Raw genomic sequence first — 15013 nt, forward strand, 5'->3', positions numbered from 1 at the left:
TACCCGCTTTCTGTTTACCCCATCGCTGACAATCCCGAGGATAAATGACCCCTGTACACTCCAATCGTCTGGTTTATGCCATTACGCTGGGCCTGCTGGCCGCACTGGGCCCGCTCTGCATCGACCTCTATTTGCCTGCACTGCCACAAATGGCCCAGGACCTGCACACTGAAACCGCTACCGCGCAGCTGAGTCTGACCGCTGGCCTGTTAGGTCTCGGCTTTGGCCAGCTGCTCTTTGGCCCGATGAGCGATAAGTTCGGCCGCCTGCGCCCGCTGACCCTGTCACTGGTGTTGCTATTTATCGCCTCGATGGGCTGTGCGCTGGCGCAGGATATTAACCAGCTGCTGCTGGCGCGGCTGTTCGAAGGATTAGCGGGTGCGGGCGGCGCGGTGCTGTCACGGGCGATTGCACGCGATATGTACAGCGGCCATGAGCTGACGCGATTCTTCGCTCTGCTGATGCTGGTCAACGGTCTGGCACCGATCGGTGCACCGGTATTAGGCGGCGTGCTGATGACGATTTTAAACTGGCGCGGCATCTTCATGGTGCTGGGCGGCATTGCCATTTTGCTGATCCTGCTGGCGCGCTGGAAGCTGCATGAAACCCTGCCTGAGGCACGCCGCAGTAAAGGATCAATATTCTCCGCCTACGCGGCATTGGGTCAGGTGATTACCCATCGCCCCTTCATGGGCTTCTGCCTGACCCAGGGATTTATGATGTCCGGCATGTTCGCCTACATCGGTGCCTCGCCGTTCGTGCTGCAACAACTCTATGGTCTTTCGCCCCAGGCCTTTAGCTTCTGCTTTGCGGCCAACGGGTTTGGCCTGGTGATTGCTTCACAGACCAGCGCCCGCCTCTGTCCATTGTGGGGCGAATATCGGGTGCTGAAAGGCGGACTGACGCTGGCCTTTGTCGCCTCCAGCCTGCTGCTGCTGGCCGCGCTGCTGCATGCCCCGTTAGCGCTACTGCTGGTGGCACTGTTCTTTACCATTGCCAGCAACGGCGTTATCGCTACCACCGCCTCGTCCCTGGCGATGCAGAGTCAGGGCCATCGCGCTGGTAGCGCCTCTGCAGTGATAGGCGTTACGATGTTCACGCTGGGTGCGATTACCGTGCCGATCACCGGCATCGGCGGCACCTCGGTGCTGAGCATGTGCGCCACCATTTTTGGCTGCTTTATGACGGCGATTCTGATGTTTACCGTGCTGGCGAAAAAACCGCTGCCGCAGGTAAAAACTCACTGATTTCGCAACGTTTCACGGCAATCAGTTACCGCTTTGGCTTGTTGTTTTCGCTAAGGCACGTTAGCTTTAATAAAACGTTCGCATCGAGCCGACAGGCCACTGACCTGAGGAGAAGTTCATGTCACTGCAGCAGGAAATTATTGAAGCCCTGGGTGTGAAGCCCACTATCGACGCCGACCAGGAAGTGCGCGTCAGCATCGATTTTCTTAAAGCCTACCTGAAACGCCACAGCGGCCTGAAAACGCTGGTGCTGGGGATCAGCGGCGGTCAGGATTCAACCCTGGCGGGCGCGCTGGCGCAGCGGGCGATCACCGAACTGCGTCAGGAGAGCGGTGATAACGACTACACCTTTATTGCCGTGCGTCTGCCCTATGGTGTGCAGGCGGATGAGCAGGATTGTCAGGACGCGCTGGCCTTTATCAAACCCGACCGTTCGCTGGTGGTAAACATCAAAGAGTCGGTGCTGGCCAGTGAGCGCGCGCTGAAAGAGGCGGGTATTACGCTTTCCGATTTTGTCCGCGGCAATGAAAAAGCCCGTGAGCGGATGAAAGCGCAATACAGCATCGCCGGCATGACCAAAGGCGTGGTGGTCGGCACCGATCACGCGGCTGAAGCCGTGACCGGTTTCTTCACCAAGTATGGCGATGGCGGCACGGACATCAATCCCCTGTTCCGCCTGAACAAGCGTCAGGGCAAGCAGTTGCTGAAACACCTTGGCTGCCCGGAGCATCTCTATCTGAAGAAACCGACTGCCGATCTGGAAGATGATCGTCCAGGCCTGCAGGATGAAGTGGCGCTGGGCGTCACCTATGAGATGATTGATGACTACCTGGAAGGCAAAAGCATCAATCCTGACAGCGCCCGCATTATCGAAGGCTGGTATCAGAAAACCGAGCACAAACGTCGTCCGCCGATCACGGTATTCGACGATTTCTGGAAGTAATCCTGCCCCTCCCTTGCCGCGGCAAGGGAGGCTTCTCTCACTGACTTTGTTGATCGCTGCATGCCTGCCACCGTTTCGCGCGCGACCCTCATCGGGCTTGTCGCCATTCTGCTCTGGAGTACGACCGTTGGCCTGCTGCGCAGCGTCAGTGAAGCCTTTGGCGCCACCGGCGGCGCGGCGCTGATTTACACCACTACGGCGTGTCTCCTTTGCCTGACCCGGGGCCTGCCCAGACCTGGCGCAATGCCCGCCATCTACCTGTGGCTGGGGGGCGTACTCTTTGTCGGCTATGAAATCTGTCTGGCGCTGGCCATCGGGCTGGCCAGCGATCGCAGCCAGTCGCTGGAGCTGGGGATGATTAACTATCTCTGGCCCTGTCTGACCATCGTGCTGGCGATCCCATTTAATCAGCAGCGTTTCCGTGTCTGGCTGTGGCCAGGACTGCTGCTGTCGCTGCTGGGGATCGTCTGGGTAATGAAAGGCAGCGGCAGCGGATCGCCGGCGCTGTTGTGGCAGAATATGCTGCGCAACCCGGTCGCCTATGCACTGGCCTTTATCGCCGCCCTGACCTGGGCGCTCTACAACAATCTCACCCGCCGCTTTGCCCGTGGTTCCAATGGCGTCACGCTGTTTTTTATAATGACCGCCCTGGCGCTGTGGCTGAAATATGCCTTCAGCGATCACACTGTGCCGATGACCTTTACGCTGGTGCCGCTGCTGGAGGTGCTGTTTGTCGGGCTGTCCACCGCCATCGCCTATTCCGCCTGGAATCACGGAATTCAGCAGGGCAATCTGACGCTGCTGGCCACCGCCTCCTATTTTACGCCGGTGCTGTCGGCCCTGCTGGGATCGCTGTGGCTGGGCCTGACGCCGCCGGTGGCCTTCTGGCAGGGCGTGGCGATGATCACGCTCGGCTCGCTAATCTGCTGGCGGGCAACACGGTCTCTGTAACCAGACGGCTGGCGATCATTTCACCTGCCTGTTATGCTGTATGGACAACCAGTAAATGGAGTCCATCTTGGTCAGACGTTCTGCCATACTTCGCCCCGAACCCGACGCGAATGCAATTTATCAATATCCCGAACACCTGCGTGAGTGGCTGGAAGGCCTGCCAAATCATCCTGGCGTCTATACCTTTCATGGCGAAAGTGAGTCGCTGCCGCTCTATATCGGTAAAAGTGTGAATCTGCGTTCGCGGGTGATGTCCCATTTCCGCACCCCGGATGAGGCGAAAATGCTGCGCCAGTCGCGGCGTGTAAGCTGGATCCCTACCGCGGGCGACCTCGGCGCGCTGCTGCTGGAAGCGCAGATGATCAAAACCCAGCAGCCGCTGTTCAATAAGCGACTGCGCAAAAACCGGCAGCTCTGTTCATTGCAGATTACCGACGGCAAACCGAATGTGGTCTACGCAAAAGACCTCGATTTCAGCCAGTCCCCCAACCTGTTTGGGCTCTATCGCAGTCGCTTCGCCGCGCTGGAACGGCTCAAGCAGCTCGCGGATGAGTATCAGCTCTGTCATGGCCTGCTGGGTCTGGAAGCGCTGAGTGCGGGGCGAGGCTGCTTCCGCTCGGCACTGCGCCGTTGCGCCGGGGCCTGCTGTGGAAAAGAGCCGGTCAGCGATCATCAGGATCGACTGCTGGAGGCGCTGGAAAACGTGCGGGTGTTCTGCTGGCCATGGCAGGGTGCCGTGGGGCTGGTGGAGGAAGGCAAAGAGATGACGCAGATCCACGTTATCGACCACTGGTTCTATCTCGGTTCGGTCAGCAGCATGGATGAGGCCAGAAAACTGCAGCGGCCCAAAGGCGGTTTTGATCACGACGGCTACAAAATCCTCTGCCGCCCGATTCTGTCAGGTGCCTACCCTATTTTGCCGCTATAAAAAAACCGCCGACGCTGCCCACTCACCTTCAGTGGACAGCGCCGGCGGTCTCAGACCGTTCGCTTAACGAGTGTTATTCAGCCGGTTCTGCTGGCGGTGCCATTTTGCCCTCGTGCGGGCCTTTCTCAGTCAGACGCTTTTCAAAGTTAGCGTTGTACTGTTTTTTCTGCTCCGGCGTCAGCACGTTATAGAGCTTGTTCTGGGTTTCCAGCATCTTCAGCGCATGCTCTTTGGCATTGGCGGACATCTTCTCTGCCTGTGCTTCTGCTTTGCTCTGGTCGAAGCTGTCAGAGGCAATAATGCTGTGGGCCGCACGACGCTCGTCCAGTGACGGGCGTTTCATATCTTTGTGGCTCTCTTTCATGATGTCGCGCATCTGAGTTTTCTGCGCGTCGGTCAGGTTCAGACCTTTAAACATCATCTCCATGCCGTGGCGCATTGGCGGCTTGTGCATTGCTTTTTCGCTGCCTGCTGGCGGTGGAGTCAGGTTGTCAGCGGCTGCATGGACGGCGCTGGCTGCACCAAACGCCAGCGAGGAAGCCAGTAAAAGGGAAGTCAGTTTGCGCATAATAGTGTCCTTATAATTCATGATAATGACGACAGCACTCTGTCGCGTCTTCGGAAACAAGCATACGACGCTGAACGTCAACTACTCAGAGCCTGAGTAAAGCCGTGAAAGCATAAAAGATAAAAATCGGGCAATCATGAAGAGAATAAGAAGAAAGGCGTGAGGAATTGAAAATGTTTATGAATTTAAAGCGAATTTGGCAGAAATCATGGAGGAGTGTAAGGGTTACGACAGGAAAGCGGAAGCCGATCTTCCACTTTTCCTGTCGGTTTTTTAGCGCCGAGGGTCTGCGCTGTTAACAACCGCTATCAGACCGGCAGCGCCTGAGTCTGTTCGCTCTCTTCAATCAGCATCAGTCCGGCACGCAGCCCGGCGGCCACGTTAGGGTTAGGGAACAGCACATACTCCCGCGCCTGCTGCACGTAATAGCGGGTGCTACCATCTTCCGCCAGCAACGTCCCCTGTGGAAACGCGGTAAAGTTCAGCGTTTCCGGCGACATATGCAGCGTAAAGTGCTCACTCAGTCGGGTGATCTGCTGCGCGACCCGATAGTGACGCGGTCTAACCGCCGCCGCAGGCAGCGCTTCGCCATAGAGTAAAGACGCCAGCGCCTGCTGTGCCGCACTGAACTGACTGAGATCGTTTTCGCCAAACGGCAGCGCTTTGCCCAGCTCCAGGGTACAGCTGGCCGCACCGAAGTGCTCGCAGCTGAAGTGGGTAAAGGTGCCGCCCGGCGAGCGATGGAACACCAGCGCTTCCAGCCCGGCAGCGGCCAGCCAGTCAAGAAACGCGGGCGGCCAGGGGCGTTCATTGTGCGGCATCACGCCAAACTGAGGATGATAAGAGCCACGAATAGCCGTGTGCATGTCGAGATGCCAGCGCGTTTCATCGCACTCGCCCAGCTGCCAGAAGGTCTCCAGCGCCTGCTCCAGCCGCAGCACGCGGCGGGCCTCATCACCATCATCAATCTGCTGCCAGCGTCCGCCAAACAGCCGGTTAATGTCATAACGCACATAGCGCTTACCGGCGCGTAGCGCTGAGGGATTACCCAGAATCACCAGCATGCGCTGCTGTAACGGCTTTTCGCCCCGCAGCAGCGGATTAACCAGCTGGTTCACCATTTCTACCGGGGCCGTTTCATTGCCGTGGATCCCGGCAGAGAGCACCAGCGCCTGTTTAACCGGCACCGTCGGCTCCATCAACAGTATGCCGTGATACAACCATTGCCAGCGAAGATGCGCCGTTTCACCACTACGCTTACGCGGCACCTCGCCGGAGAGCGTTTGCTGTAAAAAGTCCTGCATCGTTCCTCCTTTTCGCCCTGAGCAGGCGGCAGACTGTGCTGCCCCCTCCTTCACTGCTGAAATGCATATACATTTCCTAAGTCTAGCAGCTTCGTCAGTTCATCCAGCGCGTCGCGTCCCTCACGCAGCAATTCTGGGTCGACCAGATCGGCCTGGGTCAGGCGATCGCGGTAATGACGGTCAACCCAGTTATTCAGCGTGCTGAAGAGCCGATCGTTCATCAGCACCGCCGGATTCACTGCCTGCTGCTCCTGTGGTGTCAGCACCACCCGCAAACGCAGGCAGGCTGGACCACCCCCGTTATACATGCTTTCGCGCAGATCAAACACCTTCAGGGCTTTGAGTGGCGTGTCAGCCTCAACCTGTTCACAGAGATAGCGCCAGACACCCGGATGCTGACGTGACTCCTCCGGCAGCACCAGCATCATGGTGCCATCGGGACGGCTCAGCAACTGACTGTTAAACAGATAGGTCTCCACCGCATCTTTGACTGACACCCGATTTTCCGGCACTTCCAGTGCCACAAAACCGGGAACGCGCGACCGAAGCTGCGCCAGCAGTTCAGGCTGATTAACAAAGGCGTGCTGGTGACAGAAGAGCATCTGCTGATTACTTACCGCAATCACATCGTTATGGAACACGCCCTGATCGATCACCGCAGGATTCTGCTGCGCATACAGCACGCTTTCCGGTGAGAGCTGATGCAGACGGGCGACCGCCTCGCTGGCTTCCCGGGTCTGACGTGCCGGATAGCGCTGCGGGGTTTTGCCCTCATGGCTGCTGTCGCGGCCATAGACAAACAGCTGCACGCCGCGCTCACCATAAGCGCCGCCCAGCCGGTTATGGTTCGCCGCCCCTTCATCGCCAAACATCGCCACCTGCGGCAAAGCATCATGCACCGCAAAATGGCGATCGTCGCGGAAGATGGAACGCAGCAGCCAGGCCGTTTCCGGCGCTTCTATCGCACGGTGGAATTTGTTGTTAAGGTTCGCCACCGTCAGGTGAACCCGGCCATCAAGGCTGTCCGCTGACGGCGAGACCGTGGCAGCATTGGCGACCCACATCGCCGAGGCTGAACTGACGGCGGAGAGTAATCCCGGCGCAGTTTTGCCGGCCGCAGCCAGCACCTGCTCATCGCTGCCACCAAAGCCGAGCTGGCGCAGCGCCGCAATATTGGGCCGCTCATGCGGCGGGATCACCCCCTGAACGTAGCCCATATCGGCCAGCGCTTTCATCTTGAGCAACCCCTGCTTTGCCGCCTGACGGGGATTCGACGGCTGCAGCTGATTGCGGGTCGAGGCTTCGTTGCCAAACGACAGCCCGGCATAGTGGTGTGTTAACCCCACCAGCCCATCAAAGTTGGCCTCGGTTGCCTTCATGACGTCGTCTCCTGGGTGGAGAAATCGAGGCCCGGCGACAGCGTGGCGGGCAGCGTCAGGTCAGGCGTTTCCAGCGAGGCCATCGGCCAGGCACAGTAGTCCGCCGCATACCAGGCGCTGGCGCGATGGTTGCCCGAGGCACCAATGCCGCCAAACGGTGCGGTACTGGCTGCGCCGGTCAGCGGTTTGTTCCAGTTGACGATACCGGCACGCGCTTCAAGCAGCAGCTGATCAAACTGCTGGCGTGAAGGCGAGATTAATCCGCACGACAGGCCATAACGGGTCTGGTTAGCCAGCGCTATCGCCTCTTCAAATGTCTCATAGCGGACTACGCCTAACAGCGGACCAAAGACCTCTTCATCCGGAATGCCCTGCACGCCGGTTAAATCGATAATACCTGGCGTCAGGATGGCACTGTGGCGATCCGGCCAGCGCATTTCCAGCAGCACCTCGCCGCCCGCCTCAACCCGCCGTTGCCACTCACTCATAATTTTCTCTGCTGCGCCGGTGGAGATCACGCTGCCCATAAACGGCTGCGGTTCAGTATTCCAGGCGGCGGGTTGCAGTCGCCCCGCCACCTCCACCAGCCTCTGCAGAAACGCATCCCCTGCATCGCCGCGTTTGACCAGCAGACGCCGCGCGCAGGTGCAGCGCTGACCGGCGGTAATAAAGGCTGACTGCAACGTGATGTTGACAGCCGCATCAGTGTCCGCCGGATCTTCAACAATCAGGGCATTGTTACCGCCCATCTCCAGCGCCAGCATCTTTTCAGGCTGACCGGCAAACTGGCGATGCAGCTGATAGCCGGTATGGGCGCTGCCGGTAAACAGCAGGCCATCAATCTGCTGACAGTTGGCCAGCGCCTGACCAGTCTCACGTCCGCCCTGTAACAGTGCCAGCACGCCGGCAGGCAGGCCCGCAGCCAGCCAGAGCTCAACGGTTTTTTCGGCGGTCAGCGGCGTCAGTTCGCTGGGTTTAAATACCACACAGTTGCCCGCCAGCAGCGCCGGAACGATATGGCCGTTTGGCAGATGTCCCGGGAAGTTATAGGGACCAAACACCGCCAGCACCCCATGCGGGCGGTGGCGCAGGGAGCTTTCGCCTTCATGCTGCTCACCGGTGCGGCTATGGTATGCCTTCACCGAAAAGCCGATTTTGTTGATCATCGCGCCCACTTCGGTCAGCGCTTCCCAGCGCGGCTTGCCGGTTTCACGGGCAATGGTTTCCGCCAGCGCCGTTTTATGCGCCTCAAGCCCGGCGGCAAATTTCTCGACGATCGCCTGCCGTTCCGCCAGCGGGCGTCTGGCCCAGGCTGGAAATGCGTCGCGCGCCGCCTCGCAGGCTGCGGTGACCTGAGCGGCTGATGCCGCGTGACCCTGCCATAACGTCTCGCCGCTGACCGGATCCGCTTTCGTCAGAATCTCAGCTTCACCGTCCAGCCATTGTCCATTTATCAGATGTGTCATGCTGTTTTCTCCTCTTTGCAGAGCGTCACCACGCGCAGGCTGTCGCCCGGCTGGCAATGGAGCGCCCGCATCTGTTCATCCGTGAGTTGCACGCTGTCGCTGTCAGCCTTTGCCGGAATCAGCGCTACACGGAACTGGCGATAATCGCTATTGGCAACCAGACAGAGCGGTGCATCAGCCGGGTTTTCGCCCCGTTCTGCGCTGCGCAGACGGCTTTTACGCACGGCGCGGATATGATCGATATCGCACTCCAGCGTCGGGCCGCCATCAAAAATGTCGACATAATTGAGGTAGCGGAAGCCCTCTGCTTCCAGTACAGCCCGCGCAGGCGCGGTTTGCGGATGGACCTGTCCAATCACCGCCTGCGCTTCCGGTGTCAGGTAGTCGATGTAGAGCGGATGTTTCGGCATCAGTTCAGCGATAAACGATTTCTGTCCGGTGCCACTAAGGAAATCCGCTTTGCTGAATTCCATAGAGAAGAAGCGACTGCCGACGCTCTCCCAGAACGGCGAATGGCCCTGCTCATCGCTGACGCCACGCATCTCGGCCACCACCCGGTTGGTGAAACGTTCACGGAAACTGGCCATAAACAGGAAGCGTGACTTCGACAGCAGATAGCCGTTTTTGCCATCACGGTAATCGGGATCGAGAAACAGCGTGCAGAGCTCACTGCTGCCGGTATGGTCGTTACTCAGCGACAGGGTAGGCAGCGCGGCATAAACATTCAGCTCTTTTGAGGCGTGCACCTGGGTACCGACGCGAAAGTTGTACCAGGGATCCTGCAGACCCACCGCCACCTCAATAGCGCAGATACCGACGGCGCGGTTATCTTCGCTGTCGGTCAGCACAAAGACATAGCCCTGTTCGGCACGTGGCAGAGAATCCTCCCAGGTCTGCAGCGATCGATCGATACGCGCCTGAAGCGTCGCGCTATCAACCGGCAACGAGGTCAGTCCGCCACCGGTTTTGCCCGCCAGCGCCATCAGCTGGCTTAAGTCATCGCGTTCAACCGGACGGATTACCATCATGATGTTGACCCTCGCACCAGGCTTTCACACACTTCGGCAAAGCGGGCCATGCCCAGCTTCACTTCCTGCTCACTGATATTCAGCGCCGGGGCAAAACGCACCACATTGGCACCCGCAATCAGCACCATGACGCCCATTTCCGCGGCGGCAAGGTTGATCGCTTTGGCTTTACCAGCAAAATCGTCGCTGAGCACCGCGCCAATCAGCAGGCCAAGACCGCGCACTTCTTTGAACAGGTGCAGACGCTGGTTGATCTCATCCAGTGCCGCCACAATCCACTGGTGACGTTCTGTTACACCCGCCATCAGTTCAGGCTGATTGATCAGCTCCATGACTTTACCTGCCACTGCGCCCGCCAGCGGATTGCCGCCATAGGTGGTGCCGTGGGTGCCAACGCCCATCACCAGCGCCAGATCTTCGCGCGTCAGCATCGCACCAATCGGGAAGCCGCCGCCCAGCGCTTTGGCGCTGGTGAGCACATCCGGGGTGACGCCATAATGCATGTAGGCATAAAGCGAACCGGTACGGCCAACGCCACTCTGCACTTCATCAAAAATCAGCAAAGCCTGATGCTTATCACAGAGCTCACGCAATCCACGCAGAAACGCCGGATCGGCAGGCAGCACGCCACCTTCACCCTGAATCGGTTCAACAATGACTGCGCAGGTATGGTCATTAATCAGTTCAGCCGCCGCCGCCAGATCGTTAAACGGGGCATGCTGGATCTCTGGCGGCAGCGGCGCAAAATCTTTTGAGTAAGCGGGCTGACCACCGGCTGTTACCGTAAACAGGGTGCGGCCATGAAATGCATTCTTAAACGCCACGATGCCACTTTTATGCGGACCCACACGATCATGTGCCACCTTGCGCGCCAGTTTCAGCGCCGCTTCGTTCGCCTCCGCCCCGGAGTTACAGAAGAACACCCGGTCAGCGAAGGTGGCATCGATCAACTGCTTCGCCAGCCGCAGGATCGGTTCGTTGGTGTAGCCATTACCGGTGTGCCATAAACGTGCGGCCTGTTCCTGCAGCGCCTGTTGTAATGCCGGATGCGCATGCCCTAACGCATTGACGGCGATGCCACCGGCGAAGTCGATATAATCTTTGCCGTTTTGATCCCAGACGGTGGAGCCTTCCGCGCGAACCGGTATAAAAGTCGCAGGCGCATAAACCGGCATCATCCATTGATCGAAATCGTGACGTGAAACGTGCAGTGCCATAACCCACTCTCCTGCTTTACTTTACCGGCCGGGTAAAGCTTATGTTTTAAAATTGTTAAAAGATGTTGTAGTGCAGCCCTACTGTAGAGTGCAGTTAACGTGCCAGCCAGAGAATTAATGCATAAAATGGTCTTCACGACGTAATATCAATGAGTTAGATGCTGACAATATTCACTTAATTTGCATATATAGTGAATAGTTGTCTGATTGCAGCGCCAGAACCGGGTTTTAAACAGCAGAATTATGCATTCACGGGATGAAATATCGCTTTTGTGATCGCTGATAAATTATCTCTCCAGAAAAGCCCCTCCACTGCCCTGTTTTAGCGCAGTTTGCCTCGCGCTGGTGCAGCGATTACGCGAGGAACTCGCCCGGAAATGTCAGATCACCCTGGCTTTATTTAACAAAAGTTTTTCATTTCCCCCTGCAGACACATTAATCTGCGTATCTTTATCAGGCTATTTTATAAACAGGATGATCAATATTTAATCAGCAACTCTGACTATTATTCCGGAGGTGATTATCGGGCCAGAAAGAATATTCTATAAAGATGAACAAATATTAATACGCAGACTAATGGTTAGGATAAAAGCCTTATAAGGCTATTCTTAGCAGATAATCACCCATAATTAAATCAGGGGTTATATTGATTTAAAAGCGTACAAAAAAACCCATTTAAGACCACTACATACAAACATAATGCATTGATAAATAGAGATATAAAATCAGATAGCTCATGATTACTTATTAGAAGAAAATCTTATTACTTTACAATTTAATCTTCTGTTCCTCGCTGTTATCCATCAGCTGAATATAGACATCACATTTTGTTACTTTTATTGCACTTTGTAGTTTTACCTTTTTGTGTCATTTTCTTTTCACCCCACATCAGGGGAATAATAATTAATGAATACAGGGTAATAATTAAATGATGAAGCGCACTTTACTGGCGGCTGTCATGCCGTTACTGATCGGTCTCTCCTCCGCGCAGGCCGCAGAAGTTTATAACAAGGATGGCAATAAGCTGGATCTGGTCGGCAAGATTAACGTGTCACACCTCTTTTCTGACGATAACAACAACGATGGTGATACCTCCTCTTATGCCCGCTTTGGCTTCAAAGGCGAGACAAAGATTACTGACCAGCTTACCGGCTACGGTTTCTGGCAGTATCAGTACAGTCTGCATAACTCCGAGGGCAGTGACGCACAGGCCACCAACCGTACCCGTCTGGGCTATGCTGGCCTGAAGTTTGGCGAGGCAGGTTCGCTGGATTACGGACGTAACTACGGCCTGGTCTATGACGTGCTGAGTTATACCGATATGCTGCCGTTCTTCGGCGGCGACTCCGGTTATACCGACGCCTTTCTCTCTGGCCGCTCAACCGGTGTGCTGACCTGGCGTAACAGCAATTTCTTTGGTCTGGTCGACGGCTTAAACCTTGCCGCGCAGTATCAGGGCAAAAACGATCGCAGCAGTAACATTGACGGCGTGCGTCGTTCCAACGGCGACGGCTTCGCCCTCTCCGCTTCCTATGACTTCGATTTCGGCCTGAGTTTTGCCGGCGCGTTTGCCAGCCTGGATCGCACCACGGCGCAGAACGCTGCCGCACGCGGAGAAGGCGAAAAAGCCCAGCACTGGGCGACCTCGGTGAAATATGATGCGAACCAGGTCTATCTGGCTGCCATGTACGGTGAAACGCTGAACGCCACGCCAATTACTGGCGGTTTCGCTAACAAAGCGCAGAACTTTGAAGCCGTGGCGCAGTATCAGTTCCTGAACGGCTTCCGTCCGTCCGTGGGTTACGTCTCGTCCAAAGGCAAGGAAATTGAGAATATCGGCGATGCCGACATCATTAAATACACCGCCGTGGGTGCCACTTACTACTTCAACAAGAACATGTCGGTCTATGGTGAATACCGCATCAACCTGTTGAAAGATAACAATCCGCTTCGCCTGCCGACCGACGACATCACAGCCCTGGGTCTGATTTACCAGTTCTGATGTGACAGCGGGCCCGGCACTGACCGCCGGGCCCGTTTTTTGTTTTAAACACGGCCACAGAGAGTGTTACGCGCTTTCAGCCCAGCGACCTGACTAAGCTAACGGCCATCGCCTCTTCCTGCATCAATTCCTCCACGTTAGCGGACGCCAGCAACGTGGTGGCCTGCCCGGCAGGAACCGGACGGCTGAAGAGATATCCCTGACCGTAATCACAGCCGCGCTTTCTCAGCCACCTCAGCGTGGCGACATCCTCAATGCCCTCAGCAGTAATGATCACATTAAGCCCCTGACAGAGTGCCAGCAGCGTTTCCACCACTTTTCGCTGCTCAGATCCGGTCACGATTCCGGCGATAAAGGTCTGGTCAATTTTGATTTTGGTAATACCCAGCCCCAGCAAAACCGACAGGTTGGAGTAGCCGGTGCCAAAATCATCCAGCACCACTCCGATACCGGCCTCTTTCAGCAGACGGATCGCCTGGCGGGCATCGTCAGAAATGGCCATGACATTCTGTTCGGTGATTTCAAGTTCCAGCATTACCGGCCCGGCATGCTGCATAATGCTGGACAAACAGCTGGTCAGCGACGGTCTCAGCAACTGCTCCGGGGTAATGTTCAGCGACAGGCAGAGCCCGGCTGGCCATGCCCGGGTTGCACTGACAGCATCCTGCAGCAGCGCCACCGTCATGCTGTCCATCAACCCCAGCCGCTCCACCACTGGCAGAAACTCTGCAGGTGAAACCGTCTGACCAGATGCAGTGATCCAGCGCGCCAGTATCTCAAAGCCGGTAATGTTACCGGTGCGCAGTGAAACCAGCGGCTGCAGAAAGGGAACGATGGCATGTCCGCTAACGGCGGCAACAACCTCCTGCTCCAGCCTTTCCCGCTGGCGAAAGCGCAGCTCCATGTCCGGGGAGAATCGTGCCAGACAGGCGCACTTATCCTGCTTCGCCTCGTACAACGCCAGATCCGCCGCCCGCACCACATCAGCCTGACCCGTGCAGGCTGAGCTGGCAATGCCTGCTGAAAGGCTCAGGAAGGTGTGCGGACCGGTCCGGATGGATGCCGCATGCTGGCAGAAGCTTTCGGCGGCGGCCAGCGCCTGATCTGCCTGTGAAGCCTGGGCAACAATGGCAAATTCATCCCCGCCGATGCGAAACACCTGACTCCCGGTACCCGCCGAAGCGATCAGCAGATTGGCCAACGCGACCAGCGTGGCGTCGCCCTGACGATGACCGTTCAGATCATTGATATTCTTAAAGTCATTGATGTCGAGCAGCGTCAGCGTGTAGGACGTCCCGTCGGCATCAAGCGCAGCAATATGTGCAGTGAACGATCGGCGGTTCATGACTCCCGTCAGCGCATCAGTTCCGGCCAGCCTGAGCGCATTTTTTTCCGCACGCAGCGTGTTACGGATCAGACCCGCAATAAGCAGCGCCGGAATAATCATTGCCAGTCCGGCAAACGAGGTGGAGGTCAGGATAAACCGCAGCCGCTCACTGGTTTCAAAATCGGGATTATAGCTCAGGCCCAGCAGGCTGGAGATCCACGCCTCAAGCCCGAATTCCCACAGCGTGGAGAGTAAAATGATGGTCGCAATATTCAGCATTGCGAGCCAGAAAAGTTTCAGGCGCATGCGTTAGTTCCCGGTGATGGAAAGTGTCAGAGTTTTGTTTTAATTTTCAGTAAAAAACCGGGGCGTACTTCTCATACAATGTCTGCTAAGCTGCCGACAATTATCACCCCTCCGCTATTTTTACTCATCGCATTCGCACGTTCTCACCCGCCTTACGGCAGTGAGGCAGACGTTCTGCGGAGCCCGATGCGTGTCGGTTACGTCATCAATGTCGAATAGTGTTCTATCGGCAGCAGCAGCCAGATTAACAGGCCCGTCCGGTTAAATTTGTGCACTCCGGTGTTTTTGACGGGTTATGACGCTGGCGGATCGCGCGGCGGCACAGCGCGAAAAGGCGCACACTCGCC

The 15013-nt window shown here is 56.8% G+C and carries 12 protein-coding genes; 5 read left to right on the forward strand and 7 right to left on the reverse strand.

Annotation, left to right across the window (positions count from 1 at the left end; genetic code table 11):
* The first annotated feature begins 44 nt into the window (after positions 1 to 44).
* The 4 genes from NR195_RS04460 to cho all read left to right on the forward strand — a co-directional run bounded on the left by NR195_RS04460 (position 45) and on the right by cho (position 4069).
* On the forward strand, positions 45 to 1247 hold the full coding sequence (locus NR195_RS04460) for a multidrug effflux MFS transporter (protein WP_033757466.1): 1203 nt from the start codon (positions 45 to 47) through the stop codon (positions 1245 to 1247).
* A 118-nt stretch (positions 1248 to 1365) separates the two neighbouring features.
* Positions 1366 to 2190, forward strand: coding sequence for an ammonia-dependent NAD(+) synthetase (gene nadE, locus NR195_RS04465; protein ID WP_010670018.1), 825 nt, complete (start codon positions 1366 to 1368; stop codon positions 2188 to 2190).
* A 60-nt stretch (positions 2191 to 2250) separates the two neighbouring features.
* Entirely contained in the window at positions 2251 to 3141 is an 891-nt protein-coding gene (gene yddG / locus NR195_RS04470; protein WP_256844160.1) for an aromatic amino acid DMT transporter YddG, read from the forward strand.
* Positions 3142 to 3208: 67 nt separating this feature from the next.
* A complete protein-coding gene (gene cho, locus NR195_RS04475; protein ID WP_010245728.1) occupies positions 3209 to 4069 on the forward strand; it encodes an excinuclease Cho in 861 nt (286 codons plus the stop codon).
* Positions 4070 to 4142: 73 nt separating this feature from the next.
* Here cho and spy read toward each other — a convergent pair whose 3' ends face one another.
* The 6 genes from spy to NR195_RS04505 all read right to left on the reverse strand — a co-directional run bounded on the left by spy (position 4143) and on the right by NR195_RS04505 (position 11031).
* Complete coding sequence (spy, locus tag NR195_RS04480; RefSeq protein ID WP_010245731.1) at positions 4143 to 4637, reverse strand: ATP-independent periplasmic protein-refolding chaperone Spy; 495 nt, start codon at positions 4635 to 4637, stop codon at positions 4143 to 4145.
* Positions 4638 to 4945: 308 nt separating this feature from the next.
* Positions 4946 to 5941: a succinylglutamate desuccinylase gene (astE, locus tag NR195_RS04485; RefSeq protein WP_022625762.1), complete on the reverse strand. Its 996-nt coding sequence runs from the start codon at positions 5939 to 5941 to the stop codon at positions 4946 to 4948.
* Between the two features lie 50 nt (positions 5942 to 5991).
* Positions 5992 to 7320 (reverse strand): N-succinylarginine dihydrolase, encoded by a 1329-nt coding sequence (gene astB, locus NR195_RS04490; protein ID WP_256844161.1) that lies wholly within the window; start codon positions 7318 to 7320, stop codon positions 5992 to 5994.
* Positions 7317 to 8786, reverse strand: a complete 1470-nt coding sequence (gene astD, locus NR195_RS04495) for a succinylglutamate-semialdehyde dehydrogenase (RefSeq protein ID WP_256844162.1) — start codon at positions 8784 to 8786, stop codon at positions 7317 to 7319. The genes astB and astD overlap by 4 nt, the downstream gene beginning before the upstream one ends.
* Positions 8783 to 9814 (reverse strand): arginine N-succinyltransferase, encoded by a 1032-nt coding sequence (gene astA, locus NR195_RS04500; protein ID WP_256844163.1) that lies wholly within the window; start codon positions 9812 to 9814, stop codon positions 8783 to 8785. The genes astD and astA overlap by 4 nt, the downstream gene beginning before the upstream one ends.
* The gene (locus NR195_RS04505; RefSeq protein WP_010245746.1) at positions 9811 to 11031 is read right to left on the reverse strand and encodes an aspartate aminotransferase family protein; all 1221 of its coding nucleotides are present in this window, start codon (positions 11029 to 11031) and stop codon (positions 9811 to 9813) included. Before NR195_RS04505 ends, astA begins: the two co-directional genes overlap by 4 nt.
* 928 nt (positions 11032 to 11959) lie before the next feature.
* Between NR195_RS04505 and NR195_RS04510 the strand changes: the two genes are divergently transcribed.
* Positions 11960 to 13033: a porin gene (locus NR195_RS04510; RefSeq protein WP_010245750.1), complete on the forward strand. Its 1074-nt coding sequence runs from the start codon at positions 11960 to 11962 to the stop codon at positions 13031 to 13033.
* Between the two features lie 76 nt (positions 13034 to 13109).
* Here NR195_RS04510 and NR195_RS04515 read toward each other — a convergent pair whose 3' ends face one another.
* A complete protein-coding gene (locus NR195_RS04515; protein WP_256844164.1) occupies positions 13110 to 14666 on the reverse strand; it encodes a bifunctional diguanylate cyclase/phosphodiesterase in 1557 nt (518 codons plus the stop codon).
* Positions 14667 to 15013: the final 347 nt, after the last annotated feature.

This window comes from Pantoea sp. Ft-CA_14, assembly GCF_024520875.1.
Classification (GTDB): domain Bacteria; phylum Pseudomonadota; class Gammaproteobacteria; order Enterobacterales; family Enterobacteriaceae; genus Pantoea; species Pantoea agglomerans.

What these genes read in the sequence shown, in the direction of transcription:
- NR195_RS04460 (WP_033757466.1), top strand. Translation starts at nt 45, where the DNA reads ATGACCCCTGTACACTCCAATCGTCTGGTTTATGCCATTACGCTGGGC.
- nadE (WP_010670018.1), top strand. Translation starts at nt 1,366, where the DNA reads ATGTCACTGCAGCAGGAAATTATTGAAGCCCTGGGTGTGAAGCCCACT.
- yddG (WP_256844160.1), top strand. Translation starts at nt 2,251, where the DNA reads ATGCCTGCCACCGTTTCGCGCGCGACCCTCATCGGGCTTGTCGCCATT.
- spy (WP_010245731.1), bottom strand. Translation starts at nt 4,637, where the DNA reads ATGCGCAAACTGACTTCCCTTTTACTGGCTTCCTCGCTGGCGTTTGGT.
- astE (WP_022625762.1), bottom strand. Translation starts at nt 5,941, where the DNA reads ATGCAGGACTTTTTACAGCAAACGCTCTCCGGCGAGGTGCCGCGTAAG.
- astB (WP_256844161.1), bottom strand. Translation starts at nt 7,320, where the DNA reads ATGAAGGCAACCGAGGCCAACTTTGATGGGCTGGTGGGGTTAACACAC.
- astD (WP_256844162.1), bottom strand. Translation starts at nt 8,786, where the DNA reads ATGACACATCTGATAAATGGACAATGGCTGGACGGTGAAGCTGAGATT.
- astA (WP_256844163.1), bottom strand. Translation starts at nt 9,814, where the DNA reads ATGATGGTAATCCGTCCGGTTGAACGCGATGACTTAAGCCAGCTGATG.
- NR195_RS04505 (WP_010245746.1), bottom strand. Translation starts at nt 11,031, where the DNA reads ATGGCACTGCACGTTTCACGTCACGATTTCGATCAATGGATGATGCCG.
- NR195_RS04510 (WP_010245750.1), top strand. Translation starts at nt 11,960, where the DNA reads ATGATGAAGCGCACTTTACTGGCGGCTGTCATGCCGTTACTGATCGGT.
- NR195_RS04515 (WP_256844164.1), bottom strand. Translation starts at nt 14,666, where the DNA reads ATGCGCCTGAAACTTTTCTGGCTCGCAATGCTGAATATTGCGACCATC.